At 35.7% G+C, this 15,504-nt stretch carries 13 protein-coding genes and 1 riboswitch; of the genes, 7 read left to right on the forward strand and 6 right to left on the reverse strand.

The genetic code is table 11. The features are described from left to right. Positions 1-148: 148 nt before the first annotated feature. The gene (locus PGC35_RS14760; RefSeq protein ID WP_375219719.1) at positions 149-790 is read left to right on the forward strand and encodes a FusB/FusC family EF-G-binding protein; all 642 of its coding nucleotides are present in this window, start codon (positions 149-151) and stop codon (positions 788-790) included. 98 nt (positions 791-888) lie between these two features. After that, on the forward strand, positions 889-1,509 hold the full coding sequence (locus PGC35_RS14765) for an NUDIX hydrolase (RefSeq protein WP_375219720.1): 621 nt from the start codon (positions 889-891) through the stop codon (positions 1,507-1,509). A 43-nt stretch (positions 1,510-1,552) separates the two neighbouring features. Here PGC35_RS14765 and PGC35_RS14770 read toward each other — a convergent pair whose 3' ends face one another. Further along, positions 1,553-2,107, reverse strand: coding sequence for a 3D domain-containing protein (locus PGC35_RS14770; protein ID WP_053591969.1), 555 nt, complete (start codon positions 2,105-2,107; stop codon positions 1,553-1,555). Positions 2,108-2,268: 161 nt separating this feature from the next. On the opposite strand from PGC35_RS14770, the gene PGC35_RS14775 reads away from it, so the two are divergent. Continuing rightward, positions 2,269-5,463, forward strand: a complete 3,195-nt coding sequence (locus tag PGC35_RS14775; RefSeq protein WP_375219721.1) for a hypothetical protein — start codon at positions 2,269-2,271, stop codon at positions 5,461-5,463. Positions 5,464-5,958: 495 nt separating this feature from the next. On the opposite strand, the gene PGC35_RS14780 is transcribed toward PGC35_RS14775, so the two are convergent. The 5 genes from PGC35_RS14780 to ypfJ form a co-directional block, all read right to left on the reverse strand. Further along, on the reverse strand, positions 5,959-7,380 hold the full coding sequence (locus PGC35_RS14780) for a glycosyltransferase family 2 protein (RefSeq protein WP_375219722.1): 1,422 nt from the start codon (positions 7,378-7,380) through the stop codon (positions 5,959-5,961). Beyond that, positions 7,377-8,423, reverse strand: a complete 1,047-nt coding sequence (locus PGC35_RS14785) for a HEAT repeat domain-containing protein (protein ID WP_375219723.1) — start codon at positions 8,421-8,423, stop codon at positions 7,377-7,379. The genes PGC35_RS14780 and PGC35_RS14785 overlap by 4 nt, the downstream gene beginning before the upstream one ends. Further along, positions 8,420-9,757, reverse strand: coding sequence for a response regulator (locus tag PGC35_RS14790; protein ID WP_375219724.1), 1,338 nt, complete (start codon positions 9,755-9,757; stop codon positions 8,420-8,422). The genes PGC35_RS14785 and PGC35_RS14790 overlap by 4 nt, the downstream gene beginning before the upstream one ends. Before the next feature lie 29 nt (positions 9,758-9,786). Beyond that, positions 9,787-10,650 carry a diaminopimelate epimerase gene (dapF, locus tag PGC35_RS14795; protein WP_375219776.1) on the reverse strand — a complete coding sequence of 288 codons (864 nt, stop codon included), beginning with the start codon at positions 10,648-10,650 and terminating at the stop codon, positions 9,787-9,789. 121 nt (positions 10,651-10,771) lie between these two features. Further along, on the reverse strand, positions 10,772-11,620 hold the full coding sequence (ypfJ, locus tag PGC35_RS14800; RefSeq protein WP_375219725.1) for a KPN_02809 family neutral zinc metallopeptidase: 849 nt from the start codon (positions 11,618-11,620) through the stop codon (positions 10,772-10,774). Between the two features lie 198 nt (positions 11,621-11,818). On the opposite strand from ypfJ, the gene PGC35_RS14805 reads away from it, so the two are divergent. The 4 genes from PGC35_RS14805 to PGC35_RS14820 all read left to right on the forward strand — a co-directional run bounded on the left by PGC35_RS14805 (position 11,819) and on the right by PGC35_RS14820 (position 15,270). Further along, entirely contained in the window at positions 11,819-12,850 is a 1,032-nt protein-coding gene (locus PGC35_RS14805) for a S66 family peptidase (protein WP_375219726.1), read from the forward strand. A gap of 2 nt (positions 12,851-12,852) precedes the next feature. Beyond that, a complete protein-coding gene (locus PGC35_RS14810) occupies positions 12,853-13,941 on the forward strand; it encodes an NAD(P)/FAD-dependent oxidoreductase (protein WP_375219727.1) in 1,089 nt (362 codons plus the stop codon). A gap of 25 nt (positions 13,942-13,966) precedes the next feature. Continuing rightward, entirely contained in the window at positions 13,967-14,875 is a 909-nt protein-coding gene (locus PGC35_RS14815; RefSeq protein WP_375219728.1) for a methyl-accepting chemotaxis protein, read from the forward strand. A gap of 104 nt (positions 14,876-14,979) precedes the next feature. Further along, positions 14,980-15,270 carry a hypothetical protein gene (locus PGC35_RS14820; RefSeq protein WP_375219729.1) on the forward strand — a complete coding sequence of 97 codons (291 nt, stop codon included), beginning with the start codon at positions 14,980-14,982 and terminating at the stop codon, positions 15,268-15,270. 91 nt (positions 15,271-15,361) lie between these two features. Beyond that, positions 15,362-15,463: riboswitch (purine riboswitch) on the forward strand. Positions 15,464-15,504 lie beyond the last annotated feature (41 nt).

Genomic DNA, 15,504 nt, shown 5'->3' on the forward strand with positions numbered 1-15,504 from the left:
CAGGAGCTGGTGACCCTTTTATACATGGTTATCAGCTTTTTATATGGCGAGAACATTTCATAGCCATCTTTACCATTTATAAAAAAAGTCATTTCCGCTACAATAAATTAGAAATGATTTGTTAAAAAGTGAAATAGGAGGGATGGAAATGAATCCTTTCATAAAAAGTGATCAATACAACTTTATTAAATATCAGACACAAAACTTAATTAATGGGCATGCAACTGTAAATGATCAAGCTGTATTAAATGCATTAAAGTCGCTAACGATTGAAAAAGTTTTAGGGCTGTTCGAAGAGTTACATGAAGATCAAAAACTATTACTAAATCCAATAGTTGAAGTAAAGGAAAAATCAGATGCGGAAGTGTTTTTGGAGCAAATAAAACCCTATGTAGTTCCTTTTAGAGAAATAAAAGAACAAACAATAAAGAAATTATTTCCAAAAGCAAAGAAACTAAAAATGCCTTCATTAGAACAAGTAGACTTTAGTGAAATATCTTATTTGGGATGGTTGGACAAAGGGACGAATAAAAAATACTTAATAGTAGAACACCATGGTAAGCTTATAGGGATTTCCGGTGGCTACAAAAATTCCAACAAAAAAGGAATATGTACTTTATGTAATCGCTTTGAAGAAATTGGTATGTTTACTTCTGCCACAAAAGGTGCGACACAAGACGCCTATATTAAAAGAGGGAACTACATTTGCCAGGACAGCCATAAATGTAATCAAAATTTAGTTTCCCATGACAAACTAGATGAATTTGTAGAATTAATCATCGGCTCTTAAATTGTATGTATAACCAAAACAAACGTGAATGTTTAAACATTCACGTTTTTTGGTGCCAGGCACCTGTAATATAATTGTCATATAAGGAGGATTTATAAATGGAAAATGAAATGCTGAAAATATTTGATGAAAATAGATTAGAAATAGGAACAGCGACACGAGAAAAAGTTCACCAGCTTGGATTGTGGCATGAAACGTTTCATTGTTGGTTTATTTGTAGTGAGGAAGGGAAAGGGTATATATATTTACAAATTCGAAGTGAGACTAAAAAAGATTATCCTAGTTTACTAGACATTACTGCGGCTGGACATTTAATGGCTACTGAAAATGTGGTTGACGGTATACGAGAGGTACGAGAAGAACTTGGAATAGAGGTAACTTTTGACGAGCTCGTTCCGCTCGGTGTAATAGATTATTCCGTCACAACAGGAGAACTTATAGACAACGAGTTAGCAAATGTCTTTATATATAATAACAATGTAAATTTTGAAGACTTTAACCTCCAAGTAGAAGAAGTTTCAGGAATAGTAAGGACGGATTTTAAACAGTTTACAGCACTTTGGAGGAATGAAGTTCTTGCCATTGAAGTCGAGGGATATCAGTTGAATGAATTAGGAGAAAGGATTCCACTAAAAAAAATAGTTGAAAGGGACTCCTTTGTTCCACATGAGGACTCTTATTACAAAGCAGTTATTTTAGGAATTCAAGCACTTCTATGACATAATAAAACCAACTTCCTTAAATAGAAAGTTGGCTTTTATTTTATTCTAATATTTTTATAGTTACAGATTTACGGCCCCATTTATATGCCTCTTTTTTAGAAGAGAAAAATACATCAATTTTGTTTCCCTTAATTGCACTACCTGTATCACCAGCAATAGCATAGCCATAGCCTTCTACATACACTTTTGTGCCAAGCTTGATAACATCAGGGTCGACTGCGATTACTTTTATATCTGGATTACGCTTTAAGTTAATTCCTGTACTCGTAACACCTGAGCAGCCATTGCAATTTGCAGTAAAAGCGCTCGCAGATACAACAATTTCTTTTGCAACCTTGTCCTCTGAATCGGATCTAGAAGGATTTTTTGTTTTTTCCTTGCCTGTTATTTTAAGTTTTTGTTTCGCTTTGATACTATCTGATTTTAAGTTATTCCAAGACTTTAAGTTGGCGATTGATACATTATACTTTTTGGAAATAGAATATAAAGTTTCGCCTTTATTTACTGTGTGAACGGTAGTAGCTGCGAAGCCTTGTGTTACTCCGCTGACTAATAGTACGATTGTGATTATGAGTGATCCAAGAATTTTCTTCAAATACTCTACCCCTTGCTATTTAGTCTAATCATATATTAGCAATATATTGTTACAGGAATATTACGGTAATTTACCAATAGCATTACAAATAGTAGATATATTGTTGCTATATTATGAATCGTGTATATTGGAAAAGTACTATCGAAAGAGGGCTGATTTCAATGAAATTTGTAAAATGGATAATTTTAATAGGGACTTTATTATTATTGCCGTGGTTATTTTGGTTTATGTCTGATGATAAACAACGTAACATTACTGTAATAAATAAAACAACTCCGCATGGAAATAATAGTGAACACCAAGGATTCTTTTGGCTACTAGACTATTTGAAAATAAACGATGAAAAGAATAAAAAATATAATCCTTCTGAAGATTATTATGGCTACACTTTTGAGGACAACGAATACATTGAAAAACCACTTCCTACGAATTTATCAGGTTCGGATTTTATATATGTAATAGATACATATGGTGTAGACGAAAAAAATTTAAAAGGTGGATTAACAAATGAAGAGTGGACATCCATTCAATCAGCAAATGAGGATAAACACGCAACTCTAGTAGTGGAATATAATTCAATTTCTAATAATGTAAGAGATAAAGCATCCAAATATTTGGGTATTAAACAAACGGGTTGGATTGCTAAGTATGGCAAGTCATTAGCACTGAATGACGGAGAGGTACCGGAATGGGTTGTAAATGCCTATGAAAAAAATAATAAAAAATGGAGTTTTGATGGAGAAGGTATTATTTTTTATAATGAATCCTCAGAAGAAGTTGAAGTGCTTTCGGTGAATGAAGGGACTCTTCAAAAACACGGTTTATTATTCAAAACTACCCAACAAGGTGAAGAAACGTTCTCTATAAGTAAAGCGAGTATGTACAATGGTTGGTTTGACATTATAGATTCAGAGGCAGATGCTAAAATACTTGCAGAATTTGAAATAGATACAACGGAAAAAGGAAAAAAGATACTCCAAAAAATCGGGATTTCCTCCAACTCACCAGCTATTGTAATGAAAAAACAGAATGCAGCGAATAGCTATTACTTTGCAGGTAATTTCAGTACAGTAGAGAAAATTCCAGGAATCTACCAATATAAAGGGTTTACTAAAATTAGAGAAATGTTGACTGTAGATTTTTTATTTCCGGGAGAGAGTTTCTATTGGCAAGTTTATGTACCTATTATGACATCTATCCTAAAAGATATAGAATCTTTTGAGCAAGAAAAGATGGTGGATAAGACACAGACATTGAGCACTGTGAAAACAAAAGAAGGGTTAACATATAATAGTCGAATTTCAAAGGATAAGTTTGAAGTGTACAGAAATAATAAATGGGAAACGATGACGATAAAAGGTGTGAATCTTGGAATGGGAAAACCAGGAGCATTTCCTGGAGAAGCTGCTATTACAAGAGAAGAATATGCACGTTGGCTTGAATACATCGGTGAAATGAACGCTAATACGATTAGGGTTTATACACTCCACCCACCAGCTTTTTATAAAGCGCTTAAGCATTATAATGAGACGCATGAAAAACCTATTTATGTTTTCCATGGGGTATGGATTGATGAGGGGCCGTTGGAGGAAACATTAGATGCATATACGCCTGAGATTACAGAGACTTTTCAGAAAGAGTATAAGCAGATGGTTGATGTAATTCACGGTAAAGCAGAAGTGTCAGAAAAGGTTGGGCATGCACATGGAACATATGACTCAGATATTTCTCCATACGTAATCGGGTGGATGATTGGAATAGAGTGGTACCCTTTAATGGTAGATAATATGAAAACAGTTTATGCAAACCTCCCCCAGTTTGATGGCTCTTATATCAAGACAGACCAAGCGGAAGGATTTGAGATATGGTTAGCTGAGCAAATGGATACTTTAATGAAATATGAAGCAGAGGTGTATAGTTGGACAAGACCAATGAGCTTTACAAACTGGGTTTCAACAGATAATTTAAACCAGCCAGCGGAACCTTTAGAAAAAGAAGACATGGCTTCCGTTGATCCAAACCATATAAAGATAAAAGAAGGGCAAGATTTACCTGGCTTATTCGCTTCGTATCATGTATATCCATACTACCCAGATTTTTTAAATTTAGAAGAAAAGTATACTGAGTATATCGATCATCGAGGTAATAAAAATAATTACGCAGGGTATTTACATGACCTAAAAGCAAGCCACTCTATGCCAATTCTCATTTCTGAATTTGGAATTCCTGCATCTCGAGGTATAACACATTTGAACCCTTTTGGTTGGAATCAGGGAGGTCATTCAGAAAAGGAACAAGGAGAAATATTAGTCTCATTATATGAGGATATTTTAGAAGAGGGAATGATGGGGGGACTCATCTTTACTTGGCAGGATGAGTGGTTTAAACGGACATGGAACACAATGGACTTGGACGATCCGAATCGACGCCCATATTGGTCCAATTTACAAACAAATGAACAGAACTTTGGGTTGCTTAGTTTTAATACATTAAAAATAAAATTGGATGGAAATTCGGATGATTGGAAAGGAATTGAACCAGTTTATCAATCGTCGAAAGAACCAATTCAATCTGCTTTTATCACACATGATGAGGCGTATCTGTATATTCGATTAGATCAGAAATCTAGCAAAAAAGGTGACTGGTTTGATCAAAACGAAGTAAATATTTTATTCGATGTAACGCCAAAAAGTGGAACAGATGTTATAGAAGGTCAACCAAGTATTCAACTCGATCGACCAGTTATTGATTTTTGGGCAAATATACAGAGTAAAGAAAAAGCGAATTTATACGTAGATGCTTATTACGATTCGTTTCTTTATCAATATGGACATGTATTACAAATGATTCCTGAAAGCGAGCCTATACCAACAAAAAGTACCGGTGTATTTAACCCAATTCGTTATGCTTTAAATAAAGGGTTAGTTAGGCCAGACACAGGTAAAGAGCTTCCATTTGAAAGCTATGAAACCGGAAAATTGCAGTATGGAAATAGTAATTCGTCAGCAAAGGATTATTATTCATTAGCTGATTATTATGCTGATCCTAAAACAGGTGTATTAGAGATGAGAATTCCCTGGTTACTATTAAACGTGAAGGATCCAAGTTCAAAAATAGTCCTATCAGATTTATATAAAGACGGGCTAGAAACTAACTTAGAAATAGAGGATTTAGGCGTTGCTTTTACCTTTAGAAAAAATGGTAAATTGCACACCTTTCCAAAAATGAAGGATGGGGTAATCCCTTTTAAGTCTTTAGCTCGATACAGTTGGGATAAGTGGGAAGCACCACAATCTAAGGAACGCTTAAAACAATCTTATTATATTCTCCAAGACAAATTTAAAGAAGTAAACTAAAAAATAGGGCAGTCCCATAAGTTATTGAAAAACGACTTTTGAGGGCAGCCCTTTATTTTATATATTATTCTATGGGTTTTCCAAAGCATAAGCTCGGCGGACGAATTCGAGCGCCTTCTTAGATAAATAGGACACTTTAGTTGCGAAAGTGCATCCAAGGTGTCCTATCTAGATGAAACAAGCGAGATGGAGTTGTCTAAAAAACTAAAAAGTAGAGTGGGAACTTTTACAAATCCCTTATTCTACTTTTTAATTACTAGAAAATCGCTGAAAAAGGTGACACTCCGGCGGGAATAGCGTTAGCCGAAGACCCTACAGTTGAGGGGAAGGCAATCTAAGTTCGCCGCATCCTGCTCCTGCGCAAAGCTCGTCGCAAAAGAACTTTTGCGGCAACGATTGCATGACCAACATCGTGTTGGCCTAGGAGGCTGAGGAAACGCTCGCGGAAAGGAAGCCATTTTAATGATTTTCTTTCTTTTGGGATAGCCATATTTTTTATTTGGAATCTGAAGATATTCCTTTTCTATCCATTTTTCCCCATTCCGCCTCTTTTCTACGAAATGATTTAATCAAGCCCTCAAATCGCCAAATAACTAGAAGGGGACGGAACCAAAAGGACTCTGTTAATGCCCAAAAGAATAACAATAATAAATGCTTCACCTTTGGATATTTAAACATAGTAAGCTCCTCTAGAAGAATAGATAAAGCTGAGATGAATGATCCGTAAAGCATTGTAACCAATAATAGTATTGTTACAATGTAAGGATCTAAAAAGCCGAAAAATACTCCACCAACTATTAAAATATATCCAATCAATTCCATAACTGCACCTAATAATTCGACTGTAAAAAAATAAGGAAAGCCGATGAATCCGAGTAGTCCATATTTGGGGTTTAAAAACATCTTTTTATGTGCATTTAATGTTTCTGCTAAGCCTCTTTGCCATCTAATTCTTTGAGATTTCAATACTCTAAAGGAGTCAGGTGCTTCCGTCCAACAAACTGGATCGGGAATATATTTTAATTGAAGATCGAGTTTTTGCTCTTTAATAATTCGATGTAGGCGAACGATAAGTTCCATATCTTCACCTACAGTATCCACTTTATATCCACCCGATTTTATCACCGTATTTTTATGGAATAGACCAAATGCCCCTGAAATAATAAGAAGCTGATTAATTTTAGTAAATCCTAGTCTCCCAATTAAAAAACCTCTAAAATATTCCACGATTTGCAAGATGACTAAGGGGTTCTTAGGTAGATCAATTGACTCCACCTTACTTCGCGAAATAGTAGTCCCATTTGCAATTCGTACGGAACCACCAACTGCAACCGTTTTACCTTCCGAATCGATTACTGGTTTCATTACCTTCAATAAGGCATCATTCTCTAATATAGAATCTCCATCGATTGCACAAAAATATGGATACTTGGATACATTTATACCGCAATTTAAAGCATCTGCTTTTCCGCCGTTAGTTTTTGAGACGACCATAACGGTTGAATAAATTGTCGAACGATAAGAGGATTGTATCTGTTGGGTTTTCATATGTTCTCGAACAGCCAGTTCTATTTTTTCTAATTTAAACTCTTCGTTTAATTTTAATAACGTTCCATCTTTTGAACCATCATCTACCACAATGATCTCATATTCAGGATAATTGAGTGCTAACAATGAACGAACAGTGCTAACTACTCCAACTTCTTCGTTATAGGCAGGAACAATGATAGAAACTGGATATGTTCTTTCGCTCACTGCCATATCTTCAAGTGATTCCGTCTTAATAAGTCTTCCTTCACGCATAACATTTTTCATGGAAAATAAAAACAAAACGACGTAACTAATTGAAGTAAATCCCATATAAAATATGATGAAGTAGGAGGTTGCTTGAAATAAGAAAATAACAATATCCTTCAATCCTTACTTCCCCCTTTTTTAGAAGTGATCCATTGTACTGCCATATCTCTTGCATATAAATCGGAATGATTCTTTGAAAGAAAATAAAGTTTATCCTCTCCGAATATTTGAAGAATGGATTCTGCAGCCGCATTACGAACCCACCATTCTCTATCTCCCAATAATTTAACTAAAAATGGCTCAAAGACTTCCGACATTAGTACTCCGGAAATACGACAACTGAACATTCTTTCTTGCCATGAAGAGGATTCGAAAAATGGGATGAGTAGTTCGATATTGCTTATATAATTCAACCTATAAAGGCCTTTAAGCGCCTGTATACGCATTTCCAAATTTTCATTTTGTAATTCATCTTCTAATAATGGTTGGTAACGTAGATTTTTTGTAAGCCCAATAAAGGAAAGAATGGCAATCCTGCACATCGGATTATAGCTTTCTTTACTCAGTTTTATAGCATTTCCAAAAGTATCCTCATTCAATCTACTAAATACATCTAAATAATGTTGTAATGTTGCAGTTCTATCTCTATTTAAATAATCAACAATGGAAAGGTCATTTAATGCTGCAAGTGCTCGGACAGTTTGATTCTTTTCCTCATCCCACACTTTTAATTTCGATAAGTGGTCTTGAAGAAAAGGCTTTAACGATATAAGTTTAAAATCCTCGATGAAGTATAGTGTATTTACTCGTGTAGACCAAGTTCCTCTTTTCATTCGTTTTAAATAGGTTTCAGAGAATATAGATTCTGCTGCTTGCTCGAGTTTCTCTCGTATATGCGCATCTTTAACATCTGTAAATGTTTCACTAAAAATACGTTCTGCCACTTCAAAATTCGCTCTAATTACAAGGGCCTTAGGTATCTTCCAGTTTTCTGACATTAGATAGTCCACAAAAAGCTCTAGATTGTCTTCATACACTTTGTCTTGTCTATCATTCTCTCTGTTTCTAAGCCACTTTCTAATGCATAGCAGAGCTAATAATAGTAATTGAAATCCTAAAAGAATACCAATAACCCAATAGAAGTAAATCATTTCTATAATCATACAAACAACCTACTGGCAAGGCGTTGAATTCGAGCGAGTACTTCCTGTGGATGGAAAGGCTTAACTAAATAATCGTCTGCACCTCTTTTTAAAGCATGTAAAATATCTTGATTGCTGTTTCGGGAAGTAAGCATTGATATGATGATACGGTCGTTTGGATACTCGTCTCTTATGTGATTTAAAACTTCTAAACCATCCATTTTAGGCATTACAACATCTAAAAGGAGGATATGATAATCTGTTGGATGATACCAATCAGAGTGTATAAACTCATACCCGTTATCATATACGGAGACTTCTATATGAAATCGAGGGGATTTCCATGATAGAAATTGTTTTTCTAGCATCGTTCTACTCAGTTTGTTATCATCTACAATAATGACGCGGACGATTGGCATTATAGACTCCAAGTTCATATTATTATATGAAATACATGTTGGCTCAGTGGATTGCTTGGCAACACTCAATGCCTGCTTGCCATTCACTACTAGCTGCTGAATATGGTTATAAGAAGAGTTCCATTCTGCAACACCTGATACAATTTGAATATGAAAGCTTTGACCATCTTTATAATAAGTGTTAGAAACAAAGGTTTTATTTAATTTGTCCAATTTTTCAAGTGCTTCTTTCTCTTTAGTTGTTGGATGAAGGAGAGCAAAGGTTCCCCCGTGTAATCGATAAAAGCTTTCTTTGGATTGGATGTTAGTGTGCATCAATTCACTAAAAGTGCATAGTATCTCATTTGTATAAGAAAATCCAAAGTCTTTATTCATCTGTTGTATATGATGTACTTCTATTATTGAGATGGAAAAAGTGGTGCCTTCATTATTAAAGTTGTCTATTAAATCGAGTGCTTTCTTTTCAAAGCTTGCATAGTTAAGTGCACCTGTAAGCGGATCAATCGATTGAAGGTGCTTAATAAAATTTCGATGTGATAAAAAGTTTGAAACGATCGCAAGAAGGAGATGGTTTCCTTTCTTCGGATGTATCATATCGGCAGCTCCATGACGGATGAACTCCGTTTTTATCGAAGAAAATTCATTATTAAAATTCAATACAATGATTGGAATAAAACGGATTTGAGCAGTCTGCTTCATTTTATCTAAAAAAGAAAGAGTCGAAGAGTCAGACATATTTGCTGAAATACAACAAACATCAATTTCGTTTGTATTAAATAAGTCAATTCCTTTTTCAACATTAGGTGCTACTAAGATTGTGTAGCCTTCCTTTTCTAAGTCGTTTTTAATAGAAGATACTTCCACTAAATCTTCTGCAATTAACAAAAGAAGTCCCAGTTTGTTGTGAGAATTAATAGTTGAGTTATTAGTGAACAACTGAAAACCTCCTTACATTATTATCAATATTAGTTAATGAAAGAACCATTCCACTCTATTTCACCTTTAAACACTGTAGTGGCAGGTCCGGTCATAAATACTCCATGATCAGAATATCTAATTATAAGTTTCCCGCCTAAAAGATTTACTTCAATATCTGTATCAAAATCACAATGACCATTTAAGACTGCTGCAACAACTGCAGCGCAAGCTCCTGTTCCACAAGCTAATGTTTCTCCACTACCACGTTCCCAAACACGCATATTAATAGAAGTGCGACTTACTATTTCAATAAATTCAGTGTTCACACTCTCAGGGAAGACAGGATTAAATTCAAATGTTGGACCTACTAATGGAAGATTAATAGACTCTATATTTTCAGTTATAATTACGCAATGAGGATTTCCCATAGATACAGTAGTAATATGGTAGTTTTCATTTTCAATCGTAAATGGCATATTCACTATTCTTTTAGTTTGATCGATTAAGATAGGTAATGCGGCAGGATCTAAATTCGGTTTTCCCATGTCAACAGTAGCAGAAGTCATTTTGTTATTATCGGCAAAAACTTGAATAATTTTTACACCACTTAAAGTATCAATATTCATCGTATTTTTCGGGACAATCTGATGATCATATAAATACTTTGCAACACAACGAATGGCATTACCACACATTTTACCTTCACTACCATCCGCATTAAACATTCTCATTTTTGCATCCGCAATATCAGATGGGCATATTAATACAACACCATCTCCACCAATTCCAAAATGTCTATCTGAAACTAAACGACTAAGTCCTTCAGGATTTTCGATCATGTTTTCTAAACAATTTATATAGATATAATCATTTCCACAGCCATGCATTTTTGTAAATGTAATATTCATTATTTGAAATCTCCTTATTAATACAATTTCATTCATTATAGTTACTACAAACCAACATGGTCAATGGATGACTATAGAAAAAACAGTCGCAAAAGAAGATATTATTGCGACTGCCATTATTTTTTTATGGTGTTTTCGTATTAAAGGTGTCTCCACCTTGAATTGTTCCGTTTTCAAAACCTTTATAGAACCAGCTTTTTCGTTGTTCTGAAGTACCATGCGTAAAACTTTCGGGAACGACATAACCTCTTGCTTGCTTTTGCAATGTATCGTCTCCGACAGCACTTGCTGCAGTCAACGCTTCTTCTAAATCACCTTCTTCTAAGTAACCTAATCCTTGTGCATGTTTAGCCCATACACCCGATAAATAGTCAGCTTGCAGTTCGAATCGGACAAGGTATTTATTGAATTCCTCTTCGCTCAATTTTTGGCGCAACGGCATTACTTCTTCCGTTGTTCCTAAAAGTGTTTGGACGTGATGTCCCACTTCATGAGCTATCACATATGCCATCGCAAAATCACCAGGAGCATTGAATTTTTCTTGTAATTCCTGATAGAAGCTTAAGTCAATATAAAGCTTTTGGTCACCTGGACAATAAAAAGGACCTACAGAAGCTCCCGCTGCTCCACATGCTGAATTTACACTGCCCGAATATAGTACAAGCGTCGGTTCCACATATTCCAGACCGTTTTCCTCAAATATTTCTGTCCAAACCTTTTCGGTATCTGCTAATACTACCGATACAAATTCTGCTAATTCTTTTTCTTGAGCACTTTCTTCATAGGGAATTGTACTTGATTGTTCCGAAGTTCCAAGATTTCCAAGAAGATCACCCGGATTCCCGCCAAGAAAGGAAAGTATAATTACAATAATTAATCCAAGACCCCCTCCAACACCGGCTATCGCTTTTCCTCCGCTCATACCACGCCGGTCTTCTACATTAGAGCTTCCAGCTCGTCCCTTCCATTTCATTTATCTCACTCCTTTTCATCAGACTGTTGACAAACGCTTTATCCTACCATGAGATCTTACAGTCTGGGGAGGCCTTTGAAAACTGTCTTTATCAACAAACGGAATTACATGTATATTGTCTTTATACCCAAAATTTATAAAATTAGACATCCAACTTAGATGGTTTGGATTATAATGTAATAAAGGGGAGTGTTTATCATGCTTATTAAACCGAAAATGCTTCGAGCTGGGGATAAAGTAGCGACAATTAGTTTGTCATGGGGTGGAGCTGGAGAACCTGAATTGAACTGGCGATATGAGCAGGGTGTCGAAAGATTAGAAAAGGTTTTTGGGTTAGAAGTAGTATCTATGCCAAATAGCTTAAAGGGTGCGGAGTATTTATATGATAATCCAAAAGCGCGAGCAGAGGATCTGATGAATGCCTTTAAGGATCCTACCATAAAAGGGATTGTTTCCAATATCGGTGGGAGTGAAAGTATCAGACTATTACCTTATATTGATTTTGAAGTCATCCGTAATAATCCGAAGATTTTTATAGGTTATTCAGATGCAACAGTAACTCATTTGTTTTGTCATAAAGCTGGAATTTCATCATTTTATGGCCCTGCAATACTGACAGACTTTGCTGAAAATGTAGAGATGCATGCGTATACGGTGGAGGCTGTGAAAAAGACTTTGTTCACAAATGAAGTAATCGGAGAAGTTAAACCAGCGCCTGAATGGACGAGTGAACGATTAGAATGGCTTATAGAAAACAAAGATAAACAACGTAAAATGAATCCAAATCAAGGCTATGAATTGCTGCAAGGTTCTGGAGTCGTGCAAGGAAGATTAATCGGAGGATGTATCGAGGTTTTAGAGTTTGCTAAAGGAACATCTCTATGGCCGGAAGAGTCGTATTGGAAAGACAGTATACTATTCTTTGAAACTTCAGAGGACCTACCTGAGCCATCTTATATTGAATATTGGCTAAGGAATTATGGCTCGCAAGGAATTTTGCAAAATATAAAAGGAATAGTTTTTGCAAAGCCTCAACATGAGAGATATTATGAGGAATACAAAGAATCTATATTAAGAATAATGAAGGAACTAGATTTGAATGAGTTACCAATACTTTATAATTTAAATTTTGGTCATACGGAACCGAAATTTATTCTTCCATATGGAGCGATGGCTGAAATAGATTGTGAGAGAGTAACTTTTTCTATTTTAGATAGTGGAGTTGAGTAATTGTGTCTTCTTATATTGTAGTAGGTGGTGGGATATTAGGTGCTTCCACTGCCTATCATCTTGCAAAACATCATGCGAAAGTAATTCTCGTTGATCGTAATGATTTAGGACAGGCATCTGAAGCGGCAGCAGGAATTATATGCCCGTGGATTTCCCAACGAAGAAATAAGAAATGGTACGAGCTTGTAAAAAATGGTGCTAAATATTATAAGCAGCTCGTTGGGGAGTTGGAAGCATTAGGGGAAACATCTACTGGCTATAAAAAGGTAGGAGCAATAGCACTTCAGAATGATGAGAAAAAGCTGCAAAAAATGCTTGAGCGAGCATTGGAAAAAAGAGTGGATGCACCTGAAATTGGTGAGTTAAAAATACTGTCTTGTGATGAGACGAGAGCATTGTTTCCACTTATCTCAGAGGACTTTACGTCGTTGTTTGTGGAAGGGGCAGCCCGTGTCGATGGGCGAGCTATGCGAGATGCATTAATTCAAGGGGCACAAAAGCTAGGGGCACAAGTGATTAGTGGAAATGCAGAGTTTACTAATGGAGTTCTATTAGTGGATGGAAATCAAATAGATGCGGATGCAGTCATTTTAACAGCTGGTGCTTGGGGAAATGAAGTTCCTTCAACACTGGGAGTTAATATGAAGGTGAGCTCTCAAAAAGCCCAAATCATGCATTTTAAGATAGAAAATGAATCAACGGGAGATTGGCCGGTTGTTCTTCCTCCGACGAACCAATATTTACTAACCTTTGAAAATGGAAAAGTGGTGGCTGGTTCCACATATGAAGAAAACACCGGTTTCGATGTCCGTGTGACTGAGGCAGGTAAAGTAGAGTTATTAGAAAAGGCAACATATATAGCGGAATCTTTGGGAACTGCAGTAATTGAGGAAGTGCGCGTAGGGTTTAGGCCTTATACACCAGAGTTTCTACCCGTTATTGGGAAATTACCTGGATATGAGACTATTTATTTTGCGAATGGATTAGGTGCTTCTGGATTGACTGCAGGGCCATTTGTTGGAGCTGAATTAGCTCGTTTAGCATTAGGGAAAAAAACAGTATTGGATTTAACCGCATACGCACCAGTTTAAATTATAAAGAGATGGGGCAAAAAGGATGAATTATTCTCACGTAGAAGAAGTAAATGATATGTCGGTTGTAGATGCTTTAGAAAAAAACCTAGCGATTATTCGTTTTGATTTAAATAGAGATGTCGCTTATGTAAATGATAACTTTGCCAACGAACTGGGCTATACTAAAGAAAAAGTGATGAAAATGAACCATCGCGATTTTTGTTTTGAAACATATTCAAAAAGCTCAGAATATGAAATGTTTTGGAAAGAATTATTTGGTGGGAAGACGATTCAAAACAAAGTAGAACGTAAAGACGCAAAAGGTAATAGCGTTATGTTTGAAGCAACCTATATGCCAATATTTGGAGAAAGAGGGCAAGTGTTAGGTGTTACAAAAGTAGCGACGAATGTAACTGATCGCCATCAAACCATTATGGCTGTAACAGAAGAGCTAAATGATATGTCCGAAGAGCTAAGTACTCGTGCGGAAGTAGGTATTAAAAGAAGCCAGGAGTTATTAGAAACTATTGATGAAATTGCTGCAGTTTCTAGTGAAAATACGGTTACCTTGAACAACCTACAAGTGCAAGCAGACTCTATTAAGGGCATCGTTCAAACAATTAGAGAAATCGCTGCTCAAACCAATTTACTAGCTTTGAATGCTGCAATCGAAGCCGCACGCGCTGGTGAACACGGAAGAGGATTTAATGTAGTCGCTCAAGAAGTACGCAAGCTCGCGGCAAGAGTGGAAGCATCCATCGTTGAGGTACGTGAGAATATCGATGGAATAACAAAAGAAGTTGATAAAGTAACAATAAGTAATGGGAAGTCTCAAGCTAGTATAGAAAAAAGCCAAGAAGAAATTCGAATTGCATTAGAAGAATTCAATGACATATCCAAAGCATCAGAAAAGCTAGAAACTCAAACTGCCCAATTCATCAAACTCATCTAGCAAATAGATTACGGAAAGATTACTGGTGCCTGGCACCAGTAATCTTTTTGTAATAATTTCTTTCGGACATGGTACACTAAATAGTGGGATTGGAGGGATGGATGTTGAGTGAGCATTCAATTGTTTATATAGAAATTGAGCGACAAATAGATTTTTATTTTCAACAGAAACAAATAGAGCTCCAATATGAGCTTCGTTTGAATATGGAAGGAATTAAGTCGGCTCGACATCAATTCGAGCTTCAGCATGTTCATGATGTTTCCCATAAGCGTTTTTCATTTGGTGGCGGGATTTTATACTTACATACCAATCAAGGTGTATTTTCCTATAAAATTCAAGATGATCCAGATCCATTTATTCAAACATTCAAGTCATTAAAAATAAGAAATTTATAACTTTAATTCGACAAATTTCTACATAATTTTATGAATTATTAAATATATTACAAGGTCGTTGTAATTGAAAACATTCGTGCTATAATGGGAAATATTCTAATAGCATTTTACTCGTATAATCGCAGGAATAAGGCCTGCAAGTTTCTACCGGCTTACCGTAAATAAGCTGACTATGAGTGGAAAATGAAATAAGAGAAGTAGGACTTTTTGTCGATATTTCTTTTATTTCCATTC

The organism is Psychrobacillus sp. PGGUH221, from assembly GCF_042055255.1.
Lineage (GTDB): Bacteria > Bacillota > Bacilli > Bacillales_A > Planococcaceae > Psychrobacillus.

Excerpts from the sequence above, each read along its gene's own strand:
- PGC35_RS14760 (WP_375219719.1), top strand. The coding sequence starts at position 149 with ATGAATCCTTTCATAAAAAGTGATCAATACAACTTTATTAAATATCAG.
- PGC35_RS14765 (WP_375219720.1), top strand. The coding sequence starts at position 889 with ATGGAAAATGAAATGCTGAAAATATTTGATGAAAATAGATTAGAAATA.
- PGC35_RS14775 (WP_375219721.1), top strand. The coding sequence starts at position 2,269 with ATGAAATTTGTAAAATGGATAATTTTAATAGGGACTTTATTATTATTG.
- PGC35_RS14785 (WP_375219723.1), bottom strand. The coding sequence starts at position 8,423 with ATGATTATAGAAATGATTTACTTCTATTGGGTTATTGGTATTCTTTTA.
- ypfJ (WP_375219725.1), bottom strand. The coding sequence starts at position 11,620 with ATGAAATGGAAGGGACGAGCTGGAAGCTCTAATGTAGAAGACCGGCGT.
- PGC35_RS14805 (WP_375219726.1), top strand. The coding sequence starts at position 11,819 with ATGCTTATTAAACCGAAAATGCTTCGAGCTGGGGATAAAGTAGCGACA.
- PGC35_RS14815 (WP_375219728.1), top strand. The coding sequence starts at position 13,967 with ATGAATTATTCTCACGTAGAAGAAGTAAATGATATGTCGGTTGTAGAT.